25 protein-coding genes are annotated in these 25741 nt (G+C 65.4%); 14 read left to right on the top strand and 11 right to left on the bottom strand.

Annotated elements, in window-relative coordinates:
• The 7 genes from ACT3SQ_RS16390 to ACT3SQ_RS16360 all read right to left on the bottom strand — a co-directional run.
• Nucleotides 1-348, bottom strand: a 348-nt coding sequence (locus ACT3SQ_RS16390) for an SOS response-associated peptidase (protein ID WP_444601430.1), incomplete at its 3' end; no start/stop codon positions are given.
• A 136-nt stretch (nucleotides 349-484) separates the two neighbouring features.
• On the bottom strand, nucleotides 485-1672 hold the full coding sequence (locus ACT3SQ_RS16385; protein WP_444601429.1) for a GIY-YIG nuclease family protein: 1188 nt from the start codon (nucleotides 1670-1672) through the stop codon (nucleotides 485-487).
• Complete coding sequence (locus tag ACT3SQ_RS16380) at nucleotides 1669-3657, bottom strand: DEAD/DEAH box helicase (RefSeq protein WP_444601428.1); 1989 nt, start codon at nucleotides 3655-3657, stop codon at nucleotides 1669-1671. The genes ACT3SQ_RS16385 and ACT3SQ_RS16380 overlap by 4 nt, the downstream gene beginning before the upstream one ends.
• The gene (locus ACT3SQ_RS16375; protein WP_444601427.1) at nucleotides 3654-6365 is read right to left on the bottom strand and encodes a class I SAM-dependent DNA methyltransferase; all 2712 of its coding nucleotides are present in this window, start codon (nucleotides 6363-6365) and stop codon (nucleotides 3654-3656) included. The genes ACT3SQ_RS16380 and ACT3SQ_RS16375 overlap by 4 nt, the downstream gene beginning before the upstream one ends.
• A 331-nt stretch (nucleotides 6366-6696) precedes the next feature.
• Complete coding sequence (locus ACT3SQ_RS16370) at nucleotides 6697-7056, bottom strand: hypothetical protein (RefSeq protein WP_444601426.1); 360 nt, start codon at nucleotides 7054-7056, stop codon at nucleotides 6697-6699.
• 39 nt (nucleotides 7057-7095) lie between these two features.
• Complete coding sequence (locus ACT3SQ_RS16365; protein ID WP_444601425.1) at nucleotides 7096-7410, bottom strand: hypothetical protein; 315 nt, start codon at nucleotides 7408-7410, stop codon at nucleotides 7096-7098.
• Nucleotides 7411-7418: 8 nt separating this feature from the next.
• On the bottom strand, nucleotides 7419-7862 hold the full coding sequence (locus ACT3SQ_RS16360; RefSeq protein WP_444601424.1) for a hypothetical protein: 444 nt from the start codon (nucleotides 7860-7862) through the stop codon (nucleotides 7419-7421).
• 116 nt (nucleotides 7863-7978) lie between these two features.
• On the opposite strand from ACT3SQ_RS16360, the gene orn reads away from it, so the two are divergent.
• From orn to ACT3SQ_RS16335, 5 genes are all read left to right on the top strand, one after another.
• Nucleotides 7979-8569, top strand: a complete 591-nt coding sequence (gene orn / locus ACT3SQ_RS16355) for an oligoribonuclease (RefSeq protein ID WP_444601423.1) — start codon at nucleotides 7979-7981, stop codon at nucleotides 8567-8569.
• 140 nt (nucleotides 8570-8709) lie between these two features.
• Nucleotides 8710-9579, top strand: a complete 870-nt coding sequence (locus ACT3SQ_RS16350; RefSeq protein ID WP_444601422.1) for a hypothetical protein — start codon at nucleotides 8710-8712, stop codon at nucleotides 9577-9579.
• A gap of 38 nt (nucleotides 9580-9617) precedes the next feature.
• The gene (locus ACT3SQ_RS16345) at nucleotides 9618-9845 is read left to right on the top strand and encodes a hypothetical protein (RefSeq protein WP_444601421.1); all 228 of its coding nucleotides are present in this window, start codon (nucleotides 9618-9620) and stop codon (nucleotides 9843-9845) included.
• Nucleotides 9842-10960 (top strand): hypothetical protein, encoded by a 1119-nt coding sequence (locus tag ACT3SQ_RS16340; protein ID WP_444601420.1) that lies wholly within the window; start codon nucleotides 9842-9844, stop codon nucleotides 10958-10960. The genes ACT3SQ_RS16345 and ACT3SQ_RS16340 overlap by 4 nt, the downstream gene beginning before the upstream one ends.
• 38 nt (nucleotides 10961-10998) lie before the next feature.
• Nucleotides 10999-12108: a hypothetical protein gene (locus tag ACT3SQ_RS16335; RefSeq protein WP_444601419.1), complete on the top strand. Its 1110-nt coding sequence runs from the start codon at nucleotides 10999-11001 to the stop codon at nucleotides 12106-12108.
• 143 nt (nucleotides 12109-12251) lie between these two features.
• On the opposite strand, the gene ACT3SQ_RS16330 is transcribed toward ACT3SQ_RS16335, so the two are convergent.
• Together ACT3SQ_RS16330 and ACT3SQ_RS16325 are read right to left on the bottom strand one after the other, a co-directional pair.
• Entirely contained in the window at nucleotides 12252-13019 is a 768-nt protein-coding gene (locus tag ACT3SQ_RS16330; protein WP_444601418.1) for an SDR family NAD(P)-dependent oxidoreductase, read from the bottom strand.
• A complete protein-coding gene (locus ACT3SQ_RS16325) occupies nucleotides 13016-13993 on the bottom strand; it encodes a zinc-dependent alcohol dehydrogenase (RefSeq protein WP_444601417.1) in 978 nt (325 codons plus the stop codon). Before ACT3SQ_RS16325 ends, ACT3SQ_RS16330 begins: the two co-directional genes overlap by 4 nt.
• A 148-nt stretch (nucleotides 13994-14141) precedes the next feature.
• On the opposite strand from ACT3SQ_RS16325, the gene ACT3SQ_RS16320 reads away from it, so the two are divergent.
• From ACT3SQ_RS16320 to ACT3SQ_RS16290, 7 genes are all read left to right on the top strand, one after another.
• Nucleotides 14142-15047 (top strand): IclR family transcriptional regulator, encoded by a 906-nt coding sequence (locus ACT3SQ_RS16320; RefSeq protein ID WP_444601416.1) that lies wholly within the window; start codon nucleotides 14142-14144, stop codon nucleotides 15045-15047.
• Entirely contained in the window at nucleotides 15044-16414 is a 1371-nt protein-coding gene (gene hisD / locus ACT3SQ_RS16315; RefSeq protein ID WP_444601415.1) for a histidinol dehydrogenase, read from the top strand. The genes ACT3SQ_RS16320 and hisD overlap by 4 nt, the downstream gene beginning before the upstream one ends.
• A 43-nt stretch (nucleotides 16415-16457) precedes the next feature.
• Nucleotides 16458-17459: an ABC transporter substrate-binding protein gene (locus ACT3SQ_RS16310; RefSeq protein WP_444601414.1), complete on the top strand. Its 1002-nt coding sequence runs from the start codon at nucleotides 16458-16460 to the stop codon at nucleotides 17457-17459.
• Complete coding sequence (locus ACT3SQ_RS16305; RefSeq protein WP_444601413.1) at nucleotides 17456-18301, top strand: ABC transporter permease; 846 nt, start codon at nucleotides 17456-17458, stop codon at nucleotides 18299-18301. The genes ACT3SQ_RS16310 and ACT3SQ_RS16305 overlap by 4 nt, the downstream gene beginning before the upstream one ends.
• A complete protein-coding gene (locus ACT3SQ_RS16300; RefSeq protein WP_444601412.1) occupies nucleotides 18298-19077 on the top strand; it encodes an ABC transporter ATP-binding protein in 780 nt (259 codons plus the stop codon). The genes ACT3SQ_RS16305 and ACT3SQ_RS16300 overlap by 4 nt, the downstream gene beginning before the upstream one ends.
• A 139-nt stretch (nucleotides 19078-19216) precedes the next feature.
• The gene (locus ACT3SQ_RS16295; protein WP_444601411.1) at nucleotides 19217-20473 is read left to right on the top strand and encodes an alpha-hydroxy acid oxidase; all 1257 of its coding nucleotides are present in this window, start codon (nucleotides 19217-19219) and stop codon (nucleotides 20471-20473) included.
• Nucleotides 20474-20549: 76 nt separating this feature from the next.
• Nucleotides 20550-21599 carry an aminotransferase class I/II-fold pyridoxal phosphate-dependent enzyme gene (locus ACT3SQ_RS16290; protein ID WP_444601410.1) on the top strand — a complete coding sequence of 350 codons (1050 nt, stop codon included), beginning with the start codon at nucleotides 20550-20552 and terminating at the stop codon, nucleotides 21597-21599.
• 380 nt (nucleotides 21600-21979) lie between these two features.
• Here the strand turns inward: ACT3SQ_RS16290 and ACT3SQ_RS16285 are convergent, their stop codons facing one another.
• On the bottom strand, nucleotides 21980-22300 hold the full coding sequence (locus ACT3SQ_RS16285; RefSeq protein ID WP_444601409.1) for a type II toxin-antitoxin system RelE/ParE family toxin: 321 nt from the start codon (nucleotides 22298-22300) through the stop codon (nucleotides 21980-21982).
• Nucleotides 22297-22536 (bottom strand): addiction module protein, encoded by a 240-nt coding sequence (locus ACT3SQ_RS16280; protein WP_444601408.1) that lies wholly within the window; start codon nucleotides 22534-22536, stop codon nucleotides 22297-22299. The genes ACT3SQ_RS16285 and ACT3SQ_RS16280 overlap by 4 nt, the downstream gene beginning before the upstream one ends.
• 157 nt (nucleotides 22537-22693) lie before the next feature.
• On the opposite strand from ACT3SQ_RS16280, the gene ACT3SQ_RS16275 reads away from it, so the two are divergent.
• Both ACT3SQ_RS16275 and ACT3SQ_RS16270 read left to right on the top strand, forming a co-directional pair.
• Nucleotides 22694-24010 carry a vWA domain-containing protein gene (locus ACT3SQ_RS16275; protein WP_444601407.1) on the top strand — a complete coding sequence of 439 codons (1317 nt, stop codon included), beginning with the start codon at nucleotides 22694-22696 and terminating at the stop codon, nucleotides 24008-24010.
• A gap of 131 nt (nucleotides 24011-24141) precedes the next feature.
• Nucleotides 24142-25407, top strand: coding sequence for an AAA domain-containing protein (locus ACT3SQ_RS16270; RefSeq protein ID WP_444601406.1), 1266 nt, complete (start codon nucleotides 24142-24144; stop codon nucleotides 25405-25407).
• Nucleotides 25408-25741: the final 334 nt, after the last annotated feature.

The raw sequence follows: 25741 nt of genomic DNA, 5'->3' as shown, positions 1-25741 counted from the left end.
GCCATCCTCGGCTTCGACCCATTCGTAGTAGCTGGTCATCGGGACGACGGCGCGGCCGCTGGAGAACGGGCCGCGGAACATCCCGTTCGTCGCAATGGTCTCCATTCGGGCGTTGATCGGACGGGGCCCCTTGTCCTTCGCCCACGAGGGATGCAGTCCCCACCGCGCAAGCTCGAGACGCCGCTGCACCTCGCCGCCGTCATCGACGAACTCCCGCACCACCGGTGCCTTCGTGCGTGGAGCGATCGAGTAGATCGGCTCCCACTCGCCCGCGCGATCATCGCTGGTCGCGACGTAGGCGTGCAGCAGCCCGGCGCCGTTGAACTGAAGGCTGAATCTCCCACACATCACGGCCTCCCCTCGTCACGTGGCTCCAGACTAATCGGGCCACTGGACAAACGGGAGCGCTCGAGCAGTGCGCACATCCGATCGACCGACGCTTACCGGAACATGGTGCGGAGGCTGGAGCGACGTTGAGGGAGTGTCACTCCCGCTCGACGAGCCGCCGAGATGCTGTGTCGTAGACGTAATGCACGATGTCGCCCGATGAGATCAGGTCGATCGCCTGGTTGATGATGGGCAGGGGAACGCTGAACCACTCCGAGGGTTCGTAGGTCCGGCCGTCGATACCGACCTGGCTGACTCGTAGCCGGGCGGCGGCGAAGACTCTGTGAAGGAGATGCTCGAGTGCTGAGGTCTTGAGGTTGTAGGTGCGGTAGCTCGCGATGATCTCGACTGGGGCCATGAGGTAGGTCGGTTCGTGCTCGGCACGCGCGACGCGCTTCTCGACCGGGCCGCGGGAAAACCCGATCTTGTACAGGTCTGGGACGTCGGCGATCAGGGGGTCATCGCTGAGGGATTGCAGCACGTACACGTACCCGGTGGCGACATCGTCGGCGAGAATCGATTCGGACGAGGTGGGAACGACGATTTGACCGTCCTTCTCCCCCATTCGGATGCCCAGTGACTGCCTGTACATCGAGGACTCGGTGCCGTTCTCGAAGATGACTCGGAGACGCTCACGGCGGTTCTCTCGCACTGTGGATTTCTTATACTCCGCCTCGCCGACCTCGGCGATGAACAGCATCACGCCGCCAAGTACGAAGAACGATCCTTCTTCGATGCGCTGCAGCCCGGGGAATGGTGCGAGCCTGGCATCGCCGCTGGCGAGCTCGGCGTGCTTGGCCTTGAACAGATGCTCGAAGTTCTCGAAGTCAGAGGCCTTCTTGCGTGTCGCAGTGTCGAAGTCGTCGACCGGACTCTTGCGTGCGGGCAGCGATGAGACGTCGAGGATGCCGGTGTCGTCTGCGAGGAGGTCGAGATCATCGCCCTCAAGCAACTCATCGAGCGACGAAGGCGCCTCGGGCTCGGCGAGAAGGTCGAACTCGTCGAGGTGCTTGAGCGCGTCGATCTTCTCCTGGTTGGCGAGGATCCCGTCAAGTCGGGCTCCGAGCTTCCGCTCAGCGATCTCGCGCGTCGTCGAGCTTGGATTGCGGCCGTGCTCGCGGCGGTACTCCACGATCTCGAGGAACGCGCGCTCGAGTCGGTCGCTAGACGTGACCTTTTTCGGCTTCTCCGGGGCATCGAGCAGACCGTCGATGTCTGAGTCGAAGAGCGCATCGAGAGCGGCATCGATCGACGTAGTGGGCTCATTGTTGTCAGGTGTGTTCATTCCGCGACCTCCGCGCTCTCAACGCGCTGCTGGGCGTCCCGCTGCTGCTTGCGGCGCTGGAGGAACAGCAGGACCTCGGCGTAGTGCTTCTCCGTCGGGTCGTCCGAGCTACGGTCCGGTCGGCGACCATTGACCTTGACCCATTGCTGGATCTTCGGCCACAGCGCCACGGCTTCTTCCTCGCTGATGTCCACCCTGGTCGCAGCAATGGCGCCTTCGATGATCCGGAGCACTGAAGGTGTCACGGACTTCGACATCACTTCGAACGCACGCTGGAACGGGTTCACGGAGTCGATGAGGTTGATGTTGATGTCGTCAATGTTGACGAACTTCTCCGCCATCCTCACGAAGCGCTTGTCGCCGACCTCGCGGATCTCGCCATTTTTGATCACTGAGTCAACGACAACCTGTTGGCGAAGCTCCTCGATCTGCGACTCGTCCAGATCCGGGTAGCGCTCACGGATGATCTTTGGGATGAGCACCTTGTTGGTCGTCTCGGGATCCACGTGACCGGCGGCCGCGCGAGCGAACGAGTCGTCCTGGAGGATGTTCGCCTTGAGGTCATTAAGGTCGGTCTCGACGATCTGCCTGACCCGTTCAGTGGAGGGCTCCTTGAATCCATTGATCTTGAGGGTGCCAGGCTCCGCTGGGTCGTCGCCGCTGCGCTTGGTCTTGAACTCGAGGTTCTGCGCGAGCACCTGCTCCATGAGGAGCGAGGCTGTGATCGCCTTGAGCATGTTGTTCACCGACACAGTCACTTCGCTTTGCGCTGCGTCTGGCTCGGCGATGAGGTTCGTGAACTGAGCATGACTTTTACCGGGGCTGTCGCGGGTGACGCGTCCGATGATCTGGATGATCTCGGTGAGGGAGGCTCTGTAGCCGACGGTAAGGGCGTGCTCGGCGAATGGCCAGTCAAACCCTTCCTTGGCCATGCCGAGGGCGAGGATGATGTCCGCAGCGTCGCGCTCCTTCGAGGCGACCGTAGCGAGGTAATGCAGGGTGTCGGCCCGCTTCTTCTGGTCAGTGTCGTCGACCAGATCCGCCACCCGCAGCACTTGGCCCGTGTCCGTCCGTCGGATACGGATAATTCCGGTGTCTTCCTCTGTGTCGAGAACTTCGCCGATCTCGTCGATGATGAACCCGACCTCTTCGAGTTTGTCCTTCGTCGACTCTCCGCTGTTTACGTTTGGGATGTGGAGGATGGTCTTCTTGTCGAGGTTCAGAACTTCGTCGATAGCTTCGGTGTACCGGCCCTGGTAGAAATGATGGCCGATGCCCAGCGACTTGAGGTGCTGGTACCCGTTGAGCTGGTCGTAGTAGTTGAACGTGACCGCTGTGAACTTTGCCTCGTCTTGGGCGGCGAGGACTGGTACCGAGTCCCCGCGAAAGTACGAACCCGTCATCGCAACGATGTGCACGTCCGAACCGGCCATGACGTCCCGCAGCAACGCCCCCAGGCGGCTGTTCTCCGTATCAGCGGAGACGTGGTGGAACTCATCGATCGCGAGAACCGTGCCGTTGAAAGCGTCCGGAGTGAGCCGTTCGAAAGCAAACCGCAGCGTCGCGTGTGTGCAGACCAGGGTGGCATCGGGGCCGTTGAGGAAGTCGATGAGCGCATCGACTTTACCCGCCGAGGAGCCAGGCGTGCAGAGATTGTGCTCGGGTTTGACCTCCCAGTCAGCGAAGAAGCCGTTCGCGATCAGCTTCGTTGTGGAGAACGACGCACCGATCGATCGCTCGGGGACTGCGACGATAACCTTCTTCCGGCCTTGGTTGTAGAGCTTGTCCAGCGCGACGAACATCAGCGCGCGTGACTTGCCCGACGCCGGGGGAGCCTTGATGAGAAGGTGCTGGGCATCGCGCTTGGCGAAGACCCGCTGCTGCATCTCCCGCATACCGAGGGAGTCGGTATTGACCGATGCGCCGGTCTGTGCGTAGGTGACATCGACGATGTTCATCGTCTTATTCGTGTTGCGGTCGCTCACTTCGTCCCCCTCCTTGTGGACCTATTCGCCTCTTCTTCGGCAATCATCTGCTCATACATAACGAAGAGGTCAGACAAGCGTTCTTCATCGGTCTCGTACCCACGCTTGGAGTAGATCGAATCCACTAGTGCGTCCACCTCGGAATGAGCTACTCGCAGATCTTCAGGCATCTTGTCTGGATCGTAGAGCTCAGCGAGGGTTTTCTCGCAGTGGTACTCCCTGACGTCTAGCACCCGGAGTGCGGCGACTGCGAGTTCCTCCCTAGTCTGTGCCGTTAGCGACGGTACAGGGAAATTGTTGTAAACGATCGTGTTAGCGTATCGGATTCGAGTTTCCAGCGCTCCTCCCACAGCTCGAGCCCACACCATATGAAGACGTGATGTCAGGATCCCAAAAAGCCACGGTTCGGCATCGTAGACAGCGAAGGCCGCATTTGAAATAACCGTATCAGGACCCAAATATCCCATCGGAATGTAGTCGCGATTCTCGGAAGAGTGGCCCGGGACTATAATTGAATCAGTGTTCTTGTAGCGATTCTCCGCGAACCGGTAAGGATGTTCGGACAACTTCCTGGTGGATGGCTTCTTGGAGTTGCAACGCATGGCCGAAACTCCCTCTAGGCGAGCCCGAATATTGGGAATCGACTTCGCTGTCGCGTAATCAGAACTACTGATCCACAAGCAGAAGCGGTCCTTACCGTCAATAAACTCATCGGCCCCCATGAACTCTCGAACAAACCTTGCGGCTATGGGTGAAGTGCCAACAAGCTCATCCCGAGCCTCCCGCCCGAAGGTCAGATGACCGCCATCCGTGGGTTTCGAGCCGTAAGACATCGGGGGAAGTTTCGTGTCGATGCGGGCTCGACGGGTCGTGACGAACAAATTGTCGCCGTCAACCAAGTAGCCGTTAATGTTGCCAGCATGGATCTTTAGGTCGTTCGTGAAAATGAACTTCGGTTTCACCCCAATGCTCCTGAGAGCTAGAACAACTACCGTCACGCCAGCATTGCGTTTGGCGTTATTCGACCACTTGAATGACGTGTAGGCGTAACCAATTTCTATCCCCTTAGAGAAGATGCCAGGGAACATCAACTCGACATGCCGCCCTTGCGCGACCGAGTTGGTTGAGACAAACGAGAGCTCCGCGCGAGTGCCGGCAATATATTCGGCGCCCATTATGAACCAGAGTGCAATATAGTCTAAGTCCTTGGGGTACTGGTTCTTTCCAAAATAGTGCGCAAAGTCCTCCTTCATGTCACTAGTTTGTTCGCTTGACCCCTTGTAGGGCGGATTACTAATGAGATAAATCTCCGAAAATCCATCATTAGAACAGACCGCGTTCCAGTTAATTCGAGTTGCGTTTCCAACGCAGATCTGACCCGTCTCCTTAAGTGGAATCAGTGGGATCGACACGCCAAATTTGTCTTTGAACTCCGTGTTCATTTGATGTTTCGCAATCCACAGGGAAAGGATCGCAACCTCGACGGCGAAGTCGTCGATCTCGACGCCAAAAAAGTTCTCAATGCTGATTCGAGACTCCGAATAGAGGAAAAAGTGCCTTGGATCTATCTCCGAGAGCCGCTCGAGAACCGCATGTTCCAGACGGCGCAACTCCTTGTACGCGATGATGAGGAAGTTCCCCGACCCACACGCAGGATCGAAGACCTTGATCACGCTGATTCGGTCGAGCAATCCTTCAAGCTTCTTCACGCTGTTGAACCCGGCGTCCAGCTGTCCCTTGAGGTCATCGAGAAAGAGCGGCTCGATCGTCTTCAGGATGTTTGGTACAGACGTGTAATGCTGTCCCAGGTCGGATCGCGTTCCTGGTGTGACGATCGCCTGGAACATCGAGCCGAAGATGTCTGGGTTGATCTCTTGCCATCTGAGCGTGCCCAGGTCGATGAGCAGCTGGCGGGCCCTCTTTGTGAAGGACGGGACAGTCTCGTCGTCCTTCACTGCAAAAAGTCGACCGTTCACGAAGGGAAAGTTCGCGAGATAAGTTGGCTTCTTGGACGGATCTTCGATATCCAGCGCGGCGAAGAGAGCAGTGAGGAAGGCATCGACGTCGGAGCCGTCCGGCTGCGTGTGGGATCCGACGGCGTTCGTGAACTGGTTCTCCTCAAAAATGCTGGTGTCTTCAGCGAAGAAGCAGAACAGCAGCCTGGTGAAGAAGACGTTGAGGGAGTGCCGGCCGTGCGGTAGCTCCAGCAGGTCCTGATTGGCCGCCAGGAGCTCATCGAAGAGCTTGCCCATGCGCTCAGCGGCCTTCACGTCCGCGTGAGCTTCGGCGACGTACTGAGCCTTCTCCATCCCAGCCCAGGGCAGGAAGAACGTGAAGTGCTTGTCGATGTTGTGGATCGGGATCGCCAGGTTCTGGCCCGTTTTCGTGTCGACGGCGACCAGCTCGACGTAGTCGGTGACGATCACGAACCGAGGGTTAAACCTGACGACGTAGGCGGCCTTGCGCAGCTCCTCGGCCTCAGCCAGTGGATCACCGAACGCTTCGCGGAAGTAGACGACGTTCTTCTGCGCCACCTCTCGATCTGGGTCGGCCGCGACGTTGAGCGAGCCGTTGCGCAGCCGGGTGACGTTCCCCTTGGGCTTGCCGTACGCGAGCAGCAGCTCGAACAGGAACTCGCGGTCGTAGGTCTCTCGAGCACCGAGCGGGGCGACCCGCTCCTCGACCGCCTTGAGGTTCAGCCTCGCCACACCGATCTCCCTGTCCTAGCGCACCTGTTCAGGCTCACATTATCGGAGAGCTGGCGCGCTCTCGCCTTCTGCGCCAGGAGGAGCACTCCGTCTCCAGGACTTGCGGGGGGATGCGGAGTCGCATCTGCGTCCTGCGTGACCGTGTCCGCGCCCACTTCAGGGTCCAGGAGACCCGATTCCGGGTGTGCACCCCTCGGCTTCTGGTCTCGGCGAACCGTAGAGACGCGGCTCGTCGTCCGGAGAGGGACCGGCCCGCCCGCCTCTCCAACTGGCCCCGCCAGCTGGTCTTGACCGGCTTCCGGCGGGGCTCTTCATGCGCCGTCCCTACACCTCACAGCCACGGGTGCATACGGCGCCAGGCTTCAACCCAGTACGGATCCGGGCGCCGGCACCCCTTCTTCAGCTTCGCCTGCTCGAGGTGAACGCGGTCGGTGATCCACTGGCGGAGGAACGGGCTGATCTCGTCGGTCCGGGTGCCCCAGTCGGGGACGGTCAGCGTGAGCTCGTCGTCCCCGGTGCGGACGCGGACGGTGTAGAGCTCGAGGGTGTGATCCAGGTGCCAGGAGATCACCTCCACCGGTGGCGCTCCGGTCAGGGTGAGGCGGTATCCGATCGTCACGGAGTGCACTGCCCGTTCGATCGCCTCGGCGGCGAGGTGGTCGGCGTAGCGCTTGGAGGATTCGACTGTCACGCAAGGGACGATCTCACCTGGCACCGACGGTCGGGCGGTTCAGGCGATCTCTGCGAGAGCGATCCGATCCGGCGCGCCGAGTCCGCCATCTCGTCCGTTCCACCACTGCATTTCGAACTCCTCGACCGTCAGCCGTCCATGCTCAGCGAACCATGCCTTCAGCTCCTCGGAGGCGTACCGGTCGACGCGGTACCGCGGCCCCAGGAAGAGGGAGACCGGGTCGATTCTGGCGGCGCGGCCGGCGTCGTTCACAAGTTCACCGCGGAGCTCGGTGTGGGCGCGGAGGAAACTGCTGTGGCGGTACAGCTCGAAGTCGGCGCGCATCAGACTGTACGTCTCGAACGCGGCGTCCATGATCGCGCTCATCCCTGCCGGTCCCCGTCACGTCCATGATGATGGCTGCCGGGCGCAAGTTCCCGGCGGGAGATGGTGCCGTCGACGCGGCAGATCCAGGCACCCGGGGCGGCGCGCATCTGCCACCCATGGCACTCCGGGACATCGTCCGGGTCGATCGCCGAGGCAGGCTCGATGGCGCGGTGGAGGTGTTCCCAGGGCAGCTCGAGGTGTCCCAGCTGGTAGCGGGCGAGCACGGTGGAGTACGTGTGCATGTCGCCGCGGGCGGCCAGCAGCTCGAGGAGCTCCGGTGTGTTGGTCGGGGCGCCGGCTGGCACGTCCTCGGCGGTGCCGACGATCGTCCCGTCGACGGCTCGCCAGGTGTAGTCGGTGAGGTCGTCCGTCCATGTGCGCCGCATCGGGGTGCCGCAGATGGCGCATTCGGAGCGAGTGGTCAGCTGCGTGGTGGTCATGGCGGCTCCGTTCAGGGGTGATGCCGGGGCCAGTGGGCGACGCTCCCCTACCGCGGGACGTCCCATCAGAGGCGCTCCGCGCCCACTTGCGCGGCACGACCACCGAGGAGGACACCATGCCTGCCGCGAACCCCGATCTGATCGTCTGGATCGATACCGAGACCACTGGGCTCGACCCTGCCACCGATGATCTGCTGGAGATCGCCGTCGTCGTCACCCGCAACGACCTCACCGAGCTCGGCGCCTTCGACATCGTCATCTCCCCGAATCCCGGCATCGACGCCTCCATCGAGCGCATGGGCGCCTTCGTGCGCGAGATGCACACCGCGAACGGGCTGATCGAGGCGATGCGCGGGCCCGACGCGCACGACCCCCGGGTGGCGGACCACCTCGTGGCCGGCGCCATCGACCGCTTCACCGTCGGACATGATGGTCCGTTCTTGCTAGGCGGGAACTCGATCACTCACGACCGCGGGTTCCTCGCCCGGCACGCACCGCAGACCTTCTCCCGCCTGCACTATCGCTCCATCGACGTTTCCGGCATCGAGCAGGAGATGGCGCGTGATGGCTACGACCGCCAGATCGCCGCATGGCGGGACCGGTTCGAACTGTCGAAGGCTCATCGGGCGCTCGGCGACATCCGCGACTCGATCCGGCAGCTCGACGCGCTGCGGACGATCCGCCACGTCCGACCCCTGGTCCCGTGAAGAGCCACGGGTTCTCCGTCCAGGGCACATGCTGCCGCGATCGACAATCTCAGCAACGCACCGAACTTCGTCTCGCGAGCGCCTCGGGGATGGCCCCGCCCACTTCTGCCTGGTGAGCACACCGATCAGGAGGAGGCGGGATGAGTCCGGACAGGAAGATCCGCAAGCGCGATACCGGCGAGCCGGGCAACAGGGGCCAGTTCGGCACTCTGAACCGAGGTGAAGCTGAAGTGGCGGTCCCGCAGTCCCGGTTCGCCCGCACCGATGGGGCCGATCAGTCGGCGACGCAGTGGTGGGAGCGCGCCGCGCAGCTGACCGATGCCTCCGGCATGGTGCCGACGATGGGCCGGGAGGACGGGCGCCCCCAGCGGCGCACCTATACCGGCGACGACTACTCGATCACGATGCCCTCCCACGCCTCCGTGCGGCGGTTCGCCGGTCAGGTCGCCGAGCACACCGGGGATGAGTCGCGGCCATTCGAGATGCCGATCGAGTACACCGGCCCGGAGGGTGACTCGGTGATGAGCGCGGTCCGTGTCTCGAAGCAGGGCAGTTCTTATGAGGTGACCATGCCGGCGGGCTTCGATCCCGAGCGGAAGGCCCAGGTCTCTGAGTCGGTCCGGGCGACGCTCGAGTCCCGCCGGCCGACGCTGACCCGGGAGCACACCGCCCAGTTGGTGGCCACGTACCGGCACCGCGCAGCTGGGGCCGGGGTGGACACTCGTCGCGCCGCGTCGACGTGGATAAGGGAGATGGGCTACAACGCCGAGGCGCAGCAGGCGACGATCGTCATGAACCCGTCCAAGGCGAACCCCACCGGCGCATACGTGTACGACATGGACCCCGACACGTGGGGGCGCGTGGCGTCCTCGTCGTCCGTGGGCAAGGCCTACAACACCTACGTGCGCCGGGCCGGGAACACCAGCATCGACGTCGCAGTGCAATGCAGCGACTGCGGCCGCTATTACGGCTCCGCCACCGAGCACGCCTGCAGGGCGAAGGTCTCCTGAGCGTCCCACCAGTGATCCGGCGCGCCCACTACCTGGTCATGGACGCAGAGGACACGGCCACCGCACCCGAGTACTCCCCCGCCCGACCGGATCGGCGTTCGGCGCAGGTGGCCGTGATGCTCGGCGTGCTCTGCGCGGCCGTGGCGTTCTTCTGGGACAGCGGCCTGGCCTCGTTCCTCCTCGCGCTCGGCGGCGTCGCCGTCACAATCCTCGGTGCCTGCCTGACCCCGGATGGGTGGCTGGTCGACCCGGAGGAGTCAGCGTGAACACCACCGGCTCGATGAAGGCCGCTGAGTATGCCTCGCAGCGCCGCGAGGAAGCCGCCCGGACCGGACGGCCGCTCCGGCGGATGTCTGAGACTCTGCCCAGCCTGCATGTGCGCGAGAAGCTGTTCGTGTGGGTCGACAAGGGCCGGGTCCGCACCTCGGACGGGCCGATGAAGGGTCACGAGATCGCGGCAGTGCTCCTGAACACGGACACCGAGTCCGCCTCGCGTCGCGAGATCGTCATGCCGACCCACCGGGACCTGCGCCTGCTGGTGCGGGCGTTTTCCAAGGCCCGGTTCACCACCATCGACCAGCGCAACGCCGTGCTCGCCGCGCGGCGCGTCCTCGACGTCGCCCTGGTCACCCCGTGGTTCTCCTCCCTCACCATCATCACCCGCGCCCTCACAGCCCGCTACTGGGCACCGTTCGAGGACACCGACGACCTCACCGCATGGGCTCGCACCCTAGGCGTCACCGACCCGCATTCGAGCACCGGGCTGAGCGACCTGTACCGGCTGTCGATCCGGGGCTCGAGCACGCACGGCAGCCTCTGCACCCGCATCACCGCCGCGACCGACCGCATCACCCGTGCCCGCGCCTTCCCCGGGGCGCTCAATGACGCCCAGGCGTTCGTGGCGATGGAGGCCCTCGGCGACCAGTGGAAGACCCTGTGCGCCGTGGATGAGACCCTGCGGCCGTACAGCCTCGCCTCCCGCCGCACGATCGCGGCGATCCCTGAGCGGCCCAGCCGTGAGACGTCGATCGAGCGACTGATCATCCCCGGCGGGTCCATCCCGTTCCGGAACTCGTCCACCGTGTGGGTGGTCGACCCCAGCAGCCCGGACTCCGACCTGCGCGGCGGCAAGGTCGCCGGGTTCGGCTACGACCACGGACAGTTCGTCCTGGAGGTCACCCCGGATGCCAAGGGCACCTGGTCGTTCCGCTCCGCGTACGGGCGAGAGATCTTCCTGGTGGAGGCACCGTTCGGGGCCTCGCCGCGCTTCTCCCGCAAGGAGCCCTCACCCTGGGACGGCGGCGTGCCGCCGGCCGACCCGGTGCAACGGATCGTGCCCGCCGAACTGGCCCTGGCAGGGATGGCCACCGCACCTGCCTGATCGTCCCGTGGACGGGCAGCCTCGCCCACTTCGAGGGCATGGTCAGCACCCAAGAAGCAGTCTTCCGCGCAAGCATCGCGGCGAACGTCCCCGTGTTCCTGAAGGGCGACTCCGGCATCGGCAAGAGCGCCTTCATCCGCGACTACGCCACCGCCTCGCACCGCCACCTCGAATCGGTCGTCCTCGCCCACAAGGAGAAGTCCGACATCGGCGGCATCCCCACCGTCCGCGAGGGCACGACCACCACGACCGAGTTCGCCGTCCCCGGTTGGGGGCATCGCCTGATCGAGGCAGACAAGGGTCTGCTGCTGCTCAGCGAGTTCAACATGGGAGAGGTCGATGTCCAGCAGGCGTGCATGAACGTGCTGCAGGAGCGTCAGGTCGGCGAGAACACCTACCTGCCTGACTCCGTCGCGATCGCGCTGGACGGCAATCCGCCCGAGCGGTATGCGACCTCGAGCGACCTGCCCAGCCAGATCGCCAACCGGTTGCTCCACCTGGACTGGGAACTGGACCGGCAGGCGTGGCTGGACGGCATGACCTCCGGCTGGCCGACGGCGACCGAGCGGATCATCGATGACGGCGATGCCCGAACCGACCGCGTCGCCCGCGAGAAGTCGCTCGTGCTTGCCTTCCTCGACGCGCACCGTCCCTACATTCACGACCAGCCGACGGACCCGGCGCGGGAGGGTGGGGCGTGGCCGTCTCCGCGCTCGTGGGACAACGCGATTCGGGTCCTGTCCCGCATCGACGAGGACGCCACCGACGTGCAGACCGCTGCCCTGCGGGGCCTGGTGGGTCGTGCGGCGGCGGAGGCGTTCATGCGCTGGCGGATCGAGGCGGCCGACTTCGACCTCCGCGCCGTCCTGGACGACCCGTGCAGCGAGGACTGGAGCGAGCATCACCCCAGCAAGACCCTCACGGTGCTCGGCGCGGTCTCGACCTTCGCTGTCGAGCAGTGGTCGCTGGACGTGTGGCGCGATGCCCTCGCCGTTCTGATGCACTGCGCCGACGTGACGGGGCGGAAGGATGTGTGCCTGCGCTCGGCGCGGCTGCTGCTGTCCCGCGCTCCGAAGGGGGCGAAGATCCCTGCGTCGGCGGAGGAGACGTTCGGTCCGATGCTGCGGAGCATCGGCGCGTGGCGGTGAGCTTCGTGCAGGACTCATCGATCTGGTGACATGCTGACAGGGTGCATTCACGGTGCGATGTCCTGATGCAGAACTGTCACCGATGTCCTGAGACTCGGCACCCCGGCCCTACGCCGAGTACGGGACGAGACATGCGGTCGATGTCAAAGGTTGCGACCTCCCGCGATGGGCACCACGGATCCGTTGAGATACATGGCCTCCCCCGAGAGGAGGTAGGAGACGAGGCTTGCCACCTCGTCGGGCCTGCCGAACCGGCCGGAGGGGATGTCGGCGAGCAGCTCGGGCGCGACCTCCGGATCATCGAGGAATGCATTCGTCATCCGTGAGGGGATGTAGCCGGGGCAGATCGCCATCACCGACAAGTTCTGATCGCCCCAGTCGATCGCGCATGTCTGAGCGATCGAGAGGGCTGCCGCCTTACTCGCGTTGTAGTCGGCGAAATGCTTCTCTGGCCTCAACGCGTTCACCGAGGCGTTCACGACCGCGATGCCGGGGCGTTGAAGATGCTTGTGCGCCTCCTGCAGCGTCACCAGCTGTCCCACCGCATTGACTTGGAGCACCTTTGCGGTGATCTCGGGGTCGAGCTCGTCGGCGCTGAGGCCCTGGCCGTCGATGCCGGCATTGGCGAAGACCCCGTCGAGGCCGCCGAGCGCGGCGACCGCTTCGCGGAACGCTTCTCGGATCTGCCCGGGTTCAGCGAGGTCGACCACCGAGCCACCTGCCGGCGCGGTCCCGTCGCCGACACCGGCGGACCAGTCCTCGCCGGCTGCGAGTGCTCGCTCGATCGAGTTGGTGGACGTCCCGGTGACCCAGACGCGGGCGCCCTCGGCGGCGAGCCGGGCAGCGACATACGCACCGATCCCGGAGGAGCCACCGGTGATGAGGTACCGCCGATCGTCATGCGTGCTCATTTCGTCACCTCCCAGGCCACCTTGAGAGCAGATCGGTGGCCAGATCGTGCAAGGAACTCCGGTGCCTCGGTGAGTGGTAAGCGGTGAGTGAGGATGTGCCCATACGCCTCCGGATGCTCGGCGAGATGCGTGAGCGCGGCAGCGAGACCGTCGTCGCCGAAGCCGATGGAGCCGCTGATGCTGAGCCCGGACTCGACGAAGACTGCGGCGGGTGCCTCAATCGCGCCTTCTCCGAGGGCGACGATGACGAGTTCACCGCCGCGGCCGAGCAGCCCCAACGCCTCCGCCGTGGATCCTGGGTATCCGGCGGCATCGACCACCAGATCGATCCGCTCCTCGGCGTAAGCGACGCTCGGCACGACTTCAAAACCTTGATCTCGCGCGTGGTCTGAGCGCCATTGACCGACCTCGACGACCACAAGGTTCGCCTCTGGCCAGCGTCTCCGCAGATCAGCCGCGACGAGGGCGCCCACAGGGCCGTAGCCGAGCACCACGGCACGGCGTGGAGCGCGGCGCACCTGGTCAAGGGCCGCGGATGCGACGGCGAGCGGCTCGGCGAGGACGGCCAGCTCGGGGGCGACGCCGTCCGGGACAGGGACCAGCATATCGATGGGGACGTTGAAGGCGCCGGCGAATCCGCCGGGGCGCGACTCACCGAGCCAGGTGATCTGCTCGCACCAGCGGGCATCTCGCTCGCAGGCGTCGCAGCTGCGGTCGGGCAGCCGGGAGTCGACAACCACGCGCGTCCCGAGGGCAGGAGCCCCGGGAGCCTCCGTGGCAACGATCCCAACCACTTCATGGCCAAGCGTCGCGGGCCAGTATCTCACCCATGCTCCGGTGCGCAGGACATGCAGGTCCGAGCCGCACAAGCCGGCGAGTTCCACGTCGACGCGAACCTCACCTTCGGGTGGCTCGGGCACGTCGCGTTCGCCATGGCTGATCGCCAGATCCTCGGTGAGCAGCAGTGCGGGCACTCGCATCTCGACGTCCCTTCGGTCGGGCGGCTCCCCATAGAGCCATTCACGAGACTTGAGTATACAAAGGGCGACACGAGACTATAGTCTCGCTCTAGAGACTCAACGACGAGCGGGGCCGAGCGTCGGTCCGATACCAGGAGGATCCGTGAACACCACTCGCGTACGTTCTGCTGACCGCGTGATGGACATATTGCTCCTGCTCGCGGAGCATCCCTCCGGTCTCGCGACCGCCGTCATCGCCGAACCGCTCGATATCCCCAAGAGCACCCTTCACCACCTGCTCAATACGATGGCTGACCGAGGTTTCGTGGGTTACTCCCCTGAGCTGAGGGTATGGACCATCGGTCCTGCAGCATTCAGCGTCGGGGTGACGTATGTGCGGACTTCCGATCTCCCTCGGGCCGCCGCTCCCTTCCTCAGATCCCTCTGTGAGGCCCACGGGGCCACCGCGCATCTCGCCGTCCTCTCTGGGATGGAGGCGGTGTACGTTGCCAAGTTTGAGACGTCCGGCCCAGGGCCGCGCCTGGTGACTGAGGTCGGCGCGCGCCTGCCTGCCCACCTGACCGCTGTCGGCCGTGTGCTGCTCGCAGCGTTGAAGGACCGTGAGATTTCCGATCTATACCCCGCCGGTGGCCTCGATCGACGCACGGGTGCCGGCCCCGTCGATCGGATCGAGCTCGCCGACCTGTTGGCCGAGGTCCGGCGGTCCGGGTACGCAGACGAGTTGGGTGCCACCACCCCCGGCATTCGATGCATCGCCGCCCCGGTCCGCATCGGCCACGTCACGGTGGCAGCTCTGGGTCTCACGTTCGTCGACGGGGTGCGTTCGCCCGAGGAGCTCACCTCGCTCACCGAAGATCTCCGAAGAATCTCGGACGAGCTCTCTGTGGCGGTCACACCCAAGGGTGGGGGCCACGACCCGACCCACCGGGAAACGGACTCCGGGGCAAGAACCGATGGCCGTGCGGTCCGCAGCGAAACGGCGGACCGCCTTGACGCGGGAAAGTTCGAACCCACGCACCACCCCGCGAATTCGGCCGTCACCGGATGACCGACACGCTGACCAACAAGGAGAATCCATTGGCCACCACTCCTCTCGTCCGAGAGCGCGGCACCTGGTCGACGATGACCACGCAGGAGCGGGATGACCTGTTCACCCGCGGCACCGCAGCGATCTTCGACCCCACGCTCCGCGAAGGCATCCTCGAGATCCTTGCCGACGTCCGTGAGCACGGAGACGATGCGCTCGTCCGGGCGCTGAAGAAGTTCGACGGTGTCACCATCACGCCAGGCCAACTCCGTGTCTCCACCGAGGAGATAGCCGCCGCCGTCGACGGCATCGATCCCACGGTCCACGAGGCCATCCGGACTCTTATCCGCAACCTGCGTGCCTTCAACGAGCAGGTCACCAAGCACGGAGACTGGTCCTTCGAGGTTGAGCCCGGTCTGACAGCCGGAGAGAAGGTCACCCCGATCGCGAGTGCCGGGCTCTTCGTTCCGTCCGGGAAAGGTTCATTCCCCTCGGTGCTCTGCCAGATCGCGGTGCCCGCTGTGGTGGCCGGTGTGCCCGAGATCGCGGTGGTCGTGCCGCCGATCCCCGGCTCTGCTGGCGAGGTGGATCCTGCAGTCCTCGTCGTTGCGCACGAGCTCGGCATCACGAACATCTTCCGCTCAAACGGTCCAGCAGGCATCGCGGCCCTGGCTTTCGGCACGGAGTCCGTGCCCAGGGTGCGGAAAGTGACCGGCCCCGGCAGCCCCGCCGTCACTCTTGCCCAGCTCGAGGTTCAGGCATTGGGCACGGTCTCCACCACGCTGCTCGGTCCTTCCGAGTCGCTTCTCCTCGCCGACTCCTCCGCGCGACCGGACTACGTCGCGGCGGACCTCCTCAACGAGGCCGAGCACGGCCCCGACTCGACTTCGGTGTTCGTTACTGACAGCCCGGAGCTGCTCACCGCCGTCCAGGCCGAGGTCGCCACCCAGCTCGCCGCCCTCCCTGAACCGCGTCGGAGCTATGCCGCCGCCGCCCTCGGCACGAATGGCGGCGTCGTGCTCGTCGACTCGCTCGAGGAGGGCGCCGAGGTCGTCAACGGCTTCGCGCCCGAGCACATGCAGCTCGTCGTCGACCCGGCACGTGAGGAGGCGATCATCGACCTGATCGTCGACGCCGGCGAGATCCTCGTGGGCCACCACATCACCGTCTCGATGGGCAACTTCTCCATCGGGATCCCGGCCTCGCTGCCTACCAGCGGCTGGGCGAAGGTCTCGTCCGGGATCACGGCGGACGCCTTTCGCAAGCGGACCGCCATTGCACACTCCACGCCGGAGGCTTTGGCCCGCGCGACCAAGACCGTACTGGCGTTCAGCGAGCACGAGGGATTCCCCGCCCACGCTGCATCGATCCTGCGCCGCTCGTCCTGACCACACCTACCCGACGCCCGCCCTAGACCTCCCAGGAGTTCACATGATCCGCCCCTCACGCCGCGCAACCGTCGGCCTCGGCCTGCTCCTAGCCGCCTCACCCGGCCTCGCCGCATGCGGTAGCAGCACCAATTCTGACGAATCCGGCAGCACCACCATCCGCATGGGCTATGTCCCGTGGATCGGTTACGGCGGATGGTTCATCGCCGAGGACCAGGGGTATTTCGAAGAGAACGGGATCACGGTCGAGTTCACCGCGTTCAACACTGACGCGGACAAGAACAGTGCCCTCGCCAGTGGACAAATCGACGTCCTGAACGTCGCATCGCACGGCGCGCTGCAGCTCCTCCAGAACGGCATCGATCTGAAGATCGTCTTGATCGAGGACATCAGCACGACCGCCGACGCGATTATCGCCGGTCCGGACATCACTTCGATCACCGAGCTTGCCGGGCGGAGCGTGGCCTACGAAGAAATCACCACCAGTGACATCCTCCTCAACTACGCCCTCCAGGCGAACGGCATGACCATCGATGACATCGAGCGTGTCCCGATGGCGGCATCCGATGCCGGAGCCGCTTTCATCGCCGGGCAGGTTGACGCGGCTGTGACCTACGCGCCCTACATCTCGGAGGCGCTCGCACAAGACGAAAGCACCAATCAGCTCTACACCGCGGGAGAAGCACCAGGCCTCATCAGCGACGTCCTCGTCGTCCGTACCGAGTTCCTCGAGAAGAATCCCGAAGCGATCCAGGCACTCGTCGACTCGTGGGGCAAGGGAATGGCGTACTACGTGGACAACACCGAGGACGCACAGTCGATCATCGCTGACGCGGTCGGTACGGACGTCAACTCGCTCCGCACCGCCTTCGACGGGGTGGAGTTCTACGACATCCCCGCCAACGTCGACCAGCTCAGCGGTCAGTTCTCGGAGGAAATCCTGCCGCTGGTGCAGGAGGCCGCGATCGGTGCCGGCATCCTCGAAGGCGATGTCGATTTCGCCTCAGCGATCGACCTCACGTTCATCGAGGCGTCGGATCAGTGACTACTGCTCCTGCCCAGAACTCGACACGGACGGCGAATGGATCCCGCCGTCGCCGCCACCGAGGGGGAATCGGCCGACCGATCTCCCGATCCGCATACCTCGCGGTCGCGACGGCGACGTTCCTCGCCTCCCTCGGTCTCTGGTGGCTGCTGAGCGCTATCGGCGTGGTGGAGGAGCAGTTCCTCCCGGCCCCGCCGCGCGTCCTGGCCACGCTCCTCGAGCAGGCCGATTCCGGTGAGCTGTGGACGGACCTCGCGGCGAGCACCTTCCGCATCGCCGTCGGCTACCTCCTAGCGACGATCCTCGCCATCCCCTTGGGCATCCTCGCTGGCTCATTCCGCACCGCAGAATCGATCATCGAGCCGCTCTCCGACTTCATCCGGTATATGCCGGTGGTCGCCTTCGTGCCCCTGACGATCGTCTGGGTCGGCACCGGCGAGATGCAGAAATACGTCATCATCTTCCTCGGGACATTCTTCCAGCAGCTGCTCATGGTCTCCGCCGAGACCCGACGCGTCCCCCAGGACCTCATCAATCTCGGCCGCACCCTCGGTATGCCCGAGAAGAGAACCCTCAGCCGCATCGTCGTGCCGTCAGCAGCTCCCGGGATCTGGAATGCACTGCGGGTGACGCTCGGCTGGGCATGGACGTGGCTGGTCGTCGCCGAGCTCGTGGCCGCCACGAGCGGCCTCGGCTACCGCATCACCGTCTCCCAGCGGTACTTCGAGACCGACGTGATGATCGCCTACGTCCTGGTCCTCGGACTCATCGGCCTCATCCTCGACCAGGCGATGCGCGCGATCGGACGCTGGACATTCAGACACCAGGAGGCGGGACGATGACCGACGAGCGTTCCGAGGTAGGCCCTCACGTGCAGGTGAACCACCTCACCGTGCGATTCGGCGAGAACGTGACGGCACTCGACGACGTCTCACTCACCCTCCAGCACAACGAGTTCCTCTCCGTGGTCGGCCCCTCCGGGTGCGGCAAGTCCACGCTGCTGTCCGTCATCGCAGGTCTGCAGGACCCGACCTCCGGATCCGTGTCCGTAGGCGGTCAGGAGATCGACGCCCCGGGTCGCGACCGCGGCGTCGTGTTCCAGGGCTACACCCTCCTGCCCTGGAAGAACGTCCGAGAGAACGTGGAGTTCGGGCTGCTGGACGAAAAGATGTCGGCCCGCGAGCGCAGGTCCACGGCCATGGAGCAGCTCGCCACCGTCGGGCTCAGCGACTTCGCCGAGGCATATCCCAACCAACTCTCGGGGGGAATGAAGCAACGCGTAGCGATTGCGCGTTCGCTGGCCTACAAGCCCCGCGTACTGCTGATGGACGAACCGTTCGGGGCGCTCGACGCCCTGACCCGCCGATCGATGCAGATCTTGCTGACCAAGGTGTGGGACGAACACCGGCTCACCGTCCTATTCATCACCCACGACATCGACGAAGCCGTGTACCTCGCCGATCGGGTGATCGTGATGAGCCCCCACCCCGGGCGGATCGCCTCCGAGCACACCGTCCCGCTCCCGCGACCTCGGACGCGAGAGGAGATGTTCGCGCCCGAGGCGCAGGAACTCTCCGCCAAGATCCTGGCCGAGATCGGCGACCCGACCACCCACTGAGCCCTCCGGCGCCACCCCGCGTGCACACCGCACCGGGAGCCACCACTGCCAGCCCACCTCATCGATCCTGAAAGGCTCCGATGGATACCGCCTCCCCCCTGGCCCCCGCGAGCGTCACCGACTCTGCGGGGACGCTGCTGTGAAGGTCGCTGACCTCCTCGAGCTCGTGCGCATAGAGCGGCCGACGCTCCCGACCACGCAGAGCCGCCTGGAACGGTGCTACACGATCGACGATGTCGAGCGCCTCGCGCACCGTCGTCTTCCCGCCCCAGTGGCCGGGTACATCGGCGGCGGTGCCGAGGAGGAAGTTTCGCTCGCCTCCGCACGAGCCGCCTGGCGATCGTGGTCCTTCACGCCCCGATCGCTTGTGGACGTCTCCGACACAACGACGGCATCGACGCTCCTCGGAAGAGAAGTCGCCTTCCCAGTGGGGCTGGCGCCCACCGGGTACACGCGAATGATCGACCCCGACGGAGAGATCGCCGTGGCGGCGGCCGCGGCGGCAGCAGGCGTGCCCTATGCGCTGTCGACGATGGGTTCGACCTCACTGGCAGAGTTGCGCGGGAGTGCACCCGCCGCCGACCTGTGGTTCCAGCTCTACGTTTGGCGCAGCAGGGACATAGTGGAGAAGATGCTCGCCGATGCCGCCGCTCATGGCTACCAAGTGCTTGAGGTGGCGGTCGACACGGCCGTCCCCGCTGCGCGCGTGCGCGATCTCCGCTCGGGACTGACGATCCCTCCCGCCTTCACCGCCGGGACTCTCGCGAAGATCGCCGCCCGGCCCCGCTACTGGGGCCGCATGCTCACCAGCGCGCCCCTGCGGTTCGCCAACGCGCCGGAGGGCGCCGGGAACTCGGTGGCCGAAATCGGCGCGCAGTTCGACCCGGGCGTGGACTGGGACGACCTGGCATGGATCCGGTCGATCTGGCCGGGGAAGCTCCTCGTCAAGGGGCCGCTCTCACCCACCGACGCCGCCCGCGCCGTCGATGCCGGTGCCGACGGCGTGCACTTGTCCGTCCACGGAGGCAGACAGCTCGACCGGGCACTGCCCCCCGCAGACTTCACGACGGCCGTGCGCCAGGCCGTCGGCCCGGACGCCACCGTCCTCGTCGACTCTGGTATCCGTCATGGCGCCGACGTCGTCACCGCGCTCGCTCTCGGCGCAGACGCTGCTTTCATCGGCCGGCCCTATCTGTGGGGTCTCGCTGCCGGTGGGCAGGCAGGCGTGGTCCGGGTCCTGGAGCTGCTGCGCGCAGAAACGAAGCGCACGATGCAGCTGCTCGGAGTGACTTCCGTGGCCGAGCTGCGGGAGAGCGGGACCGAGTTGCTCGCCCGTGCCTCCACAAACTGGGGAACGCCGCTGCGGGACACACTTCGGCGGTCCTCCGTGCAGTGACACTCCCGGCGACCGTCCGTGGGCAGGTCACCGCGGCACCGACTCCGCTCACTCTTCTCGCACCAAAGGACCCGCCATGAGTACCCAGCCGCCGACCCCGCGCACCGGCATCGACACACTGCCCCGTTACTCGGTGGCCAGCGGGCTGTCGGGCATAACCTGGCGCGCCTCATCTAACGAAAGCGTGCTGCCTCCGGCGCGCTCGGTCATCGACGCCGCGACTGAGGCGTTCGCGAGCGCCCACACCTATCCTTCGCTTACCGGGACGAAATTGGTCACGGCCCTCGCAGAACATTACGACCTCAATCCCGACGGCGTGGTCGTCGGGGCGGGCTCCATCGCTCTGCTGCAATACGCTCTGACTGCGTACGCGGGCGCAGGGAGCGAGGTGGTGCACGCCTGGCGCTCTTACGAGGCCTACCCCATATTGGTGTCCATCGCGGGTGCGGAAGGCGTGGAAGTGCCCCTCGACGTGGACGCCGTGCATGACGTCGATGCGATGCTTGCAGCACTCACCCCCGCCACGCAGGCCGTGATCGTCTGCAATCCGAACAACCCCACGGGCACGTTGCTGCCGCCCGAGGAGCTCCTTAGGCTCATCGACGGAGTCCCCGCCGATGTGCTCGTCCTTCTCGATGAGGCGTACTGGGAGTTCACGGACCGACGCACGGACGGACTCAAGCTGGTGGCTGAGCGCCCGAACCTTGCGGTTTTCCGGACCTTCTCAAAGGCTTATGGTCTGGCGGCAGCGCGGACCGGATTCATGTACGCGCAGCCCGCAGTGGCCGAGGTGGTGCGCGCTGTAGCACCTCCGTTCGGGCTGTCCGGTCCGTCTGAAGCGGCTGGCGTCGCCGCGCTGGCCGAACAGGGCCATGTCGAGACCGTGGTCGCACAGGTGGCTGCAGAACGGGAACGGCTCCGTGCCGGGCTGGCCGAGCTCGGATGCGGTACACCGTCGAGCGCATCGAACTTCGTCTGGATCCCTGGAGCCGGGGAAGACTTCGAACTCGCCATCATCCGGCGCGGGGTGTCCGTGCGCCGATTTGCGGAGGGCGTGCGAGTGACGGTCGGCGAGCCGAGAGTCACGGATGCAATCCTTGCGACGGCGCGGGAATCCTTCATTTGACGAATCGGAAACGTCGGCGTCAGCGAACCGAAGGCAGGTGCTCAGCTCGAGCGCCGCAGCATCGTGAATTCTCGCCGACCTGCTCCTGTCGAGGATGAGCGCCGACAAGACGCTTGCCGGGGGGCTGCGGCACGAGTTGACCAAGTCCCTGGAACTAATGGAGCGGGACAGCGCGGATCCTGTTCTGCACGATCCGTTCTTCCGAAGCCACTCGCTGCAAGGACGTCTGCCTGCGCTCAGCCCGGCTGCTGCTATCCCGCGCCCCGTAGGGTGCGACGATCCATGCGTCGGCGGAGGGAACGTTCGGTCCGAGGCTGCGAAGCATCGGCGCGTGGCGATGAGCTCCGGGATCCACGTCGGGAAGTTCAACCGTGCAAATATCAGCGGTTGAGACGGTCCGTCCAGTATCCGGCCTCCCGGGACTCGTGGGCGTAGGCGAGCACGAAGATCTCACCGGCGCGGACAACGTAGATGAGGCGGTACGGGAATTTGCCAAGGTGCCAGTTACGGATCTCTGGTGTCCGTTGCTGAGCGCGATATGGCGGGGCGCCGTCTGGCCACCCCAGAATTAGCTCGGCAGCGGACTCGACGCCATCAATGAACTGGTCGCCCAGCGTGCCGTCGTCGACGTCGGCGTAATGGTCATACGCATCGAGGAACTCGGCACGGGCACCTGGGTGGTCACGCCAGCCGAGAGTCACTTGCGACGTGCGGCTGCTCGTGCTCGCGCGATGGAGATCGTCTCCCGGCCGCTGACTGCCTCGACCTTGCCGCTCAGCAGCTCGTCCAGCCGGCAGTCGATGGTCTCATCCCAGGCGGCGTCCACCTCAGCTTGCCGCGCCTCATCGATCTGCCGTAGCGAGAGCGCCGCGATTTCACGCTCATCAGCAGCGAGAGTCCTACCCTCGGCGATGTAGTCCTCCAGCCTCGAAGCCATGGAGCCATGCTACGCGTAAGGGTGACATCGGCCAGGATCATGACGCGCCGGCGCTGCTGCCGAGTGCACGACCAAGGAACATCATTCCGTCACTCGGACGTCCCACCGAGGCCCGGGTTCGCCCACTTCCCAGGTACCCCACCAGAAGGAGGACCCCATGTCCGGTCACGCCCGGAAGCTCACCGCAGACCAGGAGGATCACATGTCGGTGTGGCGTGCCATCGCGGAGAAGCGCGCACGCTACATCGCTGCGCTGCTGTACGCCTCCCGGTATGTGAACGTGCCGGGCATCGAAACCCTCGGCGCCGTCGATCCCCGCCTGCGGGTGTTTCTCGACGTGGACGCGATGGACCGCGACTTCAGCGACGACGAGAGCGCGCAGGTGCTGGTTCATCTCATGTTCCACGTCATGTTCGACCATCACGGCCTGTCGGTGGCGAAGCTCGAGGCCGACGGCACCCTCTCCCCCGACCTGTGGCGCATGGCCGCTGACGCCGCCGTGAATGACGACCTCGAGGACGCTGGCTTCACCTTTCCTTCGACCGTCTCCGCCACGGCGGAGAAGATCGCCATGGACCGGGGGCTGAGCGTCATCGAGTACTACGACGACCTCTCACGCCGCGCCCACGCCTCCGACATGGAGCACGTGTTCTCTCTCGACGACCTGGCCGGGGACCTGTTCGACGGGGCCGTCACGCTCGGGACCGACCTGGCAGACCGTGCCTCGCTGGCGTTCCTCACGCGCACCTGGGAGAACCTGGATCTGCTGGCTCCCCCGGCGGAGGACTTCGAGGTCGTCGCCGCCGTGCAGAACGTCGCCGAGGCGATCCTCAAGGACAAGGGGGCCGATGCCGGTCGGCTGGGCCGTTGGGCGGCTGAGGTGACCGCGCCGAGTGTGATCCCGTGGCAGGCGGTCATCGGCGGGTACCTGCGTCGGGCGGTGCGACGGAAGCCGCGTGGGACGTTCAAGACGTTCTCTCGTGCCTCGCGCCGCCAGAGCGTTCGGGTGCGGATGCCCGATGGGTCCAAGGGCCGCAAGATCATCCTGCCGGGCACGTTCCGGCCTGACCCCACCATCGTGGTCATTCGCGACACGTCCGGGTCGGTGAGCGACCAGGAACTCGGCGAGGTCGGTCGCGAGGTCCGCGAGATCGCCCAAAGCTGCGGTGTGCACGAGGACCGCGTGTTCGTCATGGACGTGGACGCCGCGGTCTACCGGGCACGCGCCCTGTCCGAAAAGGACGTGCTGCGCTCGGCCTCCGGCGGCGGCGGGACGGACATGCGCCTGGGCCTGGCCGCGATCCCAGAGACCTTCGAGAAGGAGCCCGAGCTGGTGGTCGTCGCGACCGACGGCGGCACGAACTGGCCCCAGACGGCGACGACGTTCCCGACGATCGCCCTGATCACCTCTGATGGCACGGACACGACGCCGGACTGGATGCCGTCGGTATCCGTCACTGGTGTACCGGCCTGAGCAGGATCGCAGGCGAAACAGGATCCGCGAAGCCGTCGGTGTCGTTGGCCGGGATGCATGTCTGAACGTCCCGCAGGCGCTCCGATTCGCCCACTGGGTGAGCGCACGCAGCACCGGACGGAGGAGGAGACGTGGCCCTGAGCGCGGCGGACCTGAACACCTTGGGGATCGACACGTCGAAGGCACCCCGGGTGGAGCCGTCGCCGGAGGAGGGCACCTCTGCCCGGCAGGTCCCGGCCTGGCAGACGCTGGTGCCGGGGTCGGTGCTGTCGCAGGCGCTGTATGAGACGGTCTCGGGGCGGAGGGTGACGATCATCGATTCCCCGCCGGGGTCCGGGAAGACCACCCTGCTCGTGAACGCCGCCCTCTGGCTGGGCGCGAACACGGAACTGACCGTCACGGTCGCGGCACCGACCCGCGCTGCGGCCACCTCGGTCGCGGAACGGCTGGCCGACGTGCACGAGCAGGCGTCCGTCGTGCTGGCCCTGAACGGTGTGGACAAGGCCTCGACCTCGGCGATCCACACTCCCGGCAGCGGCGCGTTCCAAGGTCAGGCCGGGGACATTGTCGTGCGGACCATGGCGTCGATGGCGATGAGCACCTCCACCACCTGTGACCTGCTGATCGTGGACGAGGCCTACCAGTCCACATTCGCGTCCCTGACGGCAGCGGCGAAGGGCTCGGAGCAGGTTCTGATGGTCGGTGACCCTGGCCAGATCGGCCCGGTGATTACCGCCGACACGTCCGTGTTCGAGGACAGCCCCTACCCGCCGCACGGCCGCGCCCCCGACGTGCTCCGAAACCATCCGTCCGCGACGGTCGCGCATCTGCCGACCTCTTTCCGGCTCGGACAGCGCACCGTCGCCGCGATCGCTCCGCTGTACGACTTCCACTTCGACTCTGCCCGGCCGGGCAGGCACATCGTCGGCCATGAAGAGATCGAGAGCATCCGGGTCGACCGCCCCGATCCGTTAGACCTGTACGCGGAGGTGGCACGCCTGGCATCCACTTACGTCGGGCAGGAGGTCTTCACCGGGGATGGGAGCCGCCCGCTGACCCCGAACGATGTGTGCATCGTGGCCGGGGACAACATGGCCGTCAACGGCATCGCCGGGTTCCTCTCCACCATGGGCAAGTACCCCGGAATCACGGTCGGCACTGCGGATCGTCTGCAAGGCGGGCAGTGGCACGCCGTGATCGCCCTGGACCCCCTGGCATCGGCCTCGACCGTCTCCGAGCACCATCTCGCCCTCGGCAGGCTGTGCGTGATGGCCTCCCGCCACATGACCCATCTGAACTGGGTCCACAGCCGCGACTGGCGAGACCTGATTGAGGCTCAGGAGAACGTTGAGGCCTCCTCAACCATGATCCAGGTGCGTCAGAATCTCATCGGCTAACGGACTACCCCCGACTGACCTTGCCCCATTCGCGCGGAGTCGCACGTGAGCTGCTTCGGCCGTCCTCTGAGCCACGAGCTCTTGAATCCTCCGCCCACTTCGCCTGTTGCATATCCGCGGCGCCGGAGACTCCGGTGCTGCAGCCCCGCCTGGAAGTGAGGACTCCCCGATGGCCATCACCGTCTGGTGCAAGTGCTCTATCGCAGTGAGCAACTCTCGAATGACTTCGCAGTTGCGGTGTGATTGCCCTTCCTGTTGAGGTCGCGGTCCAGCCGTCCCATGGCGACTCGTTGCCGTCGCGACGATCACGCCGACGATGCCCTCCATCTTTGAG

The sequence above is a fragment of the Brachybacterium sp. AOP42-C2-15 genome (assembly GCF_052377065.1).
In the GTDB taxonomy this organism is placed as follows: domain Bacteria; phylum Actinomycetota; class Actinomycetes; order Actinomycetales; family Dermabacteraceae; genus Brachybacterium.
Note: the sequence above shows the minus strand (reverse complement) of the source record. Positions and strands in the feature narration are given on the sequence as shown.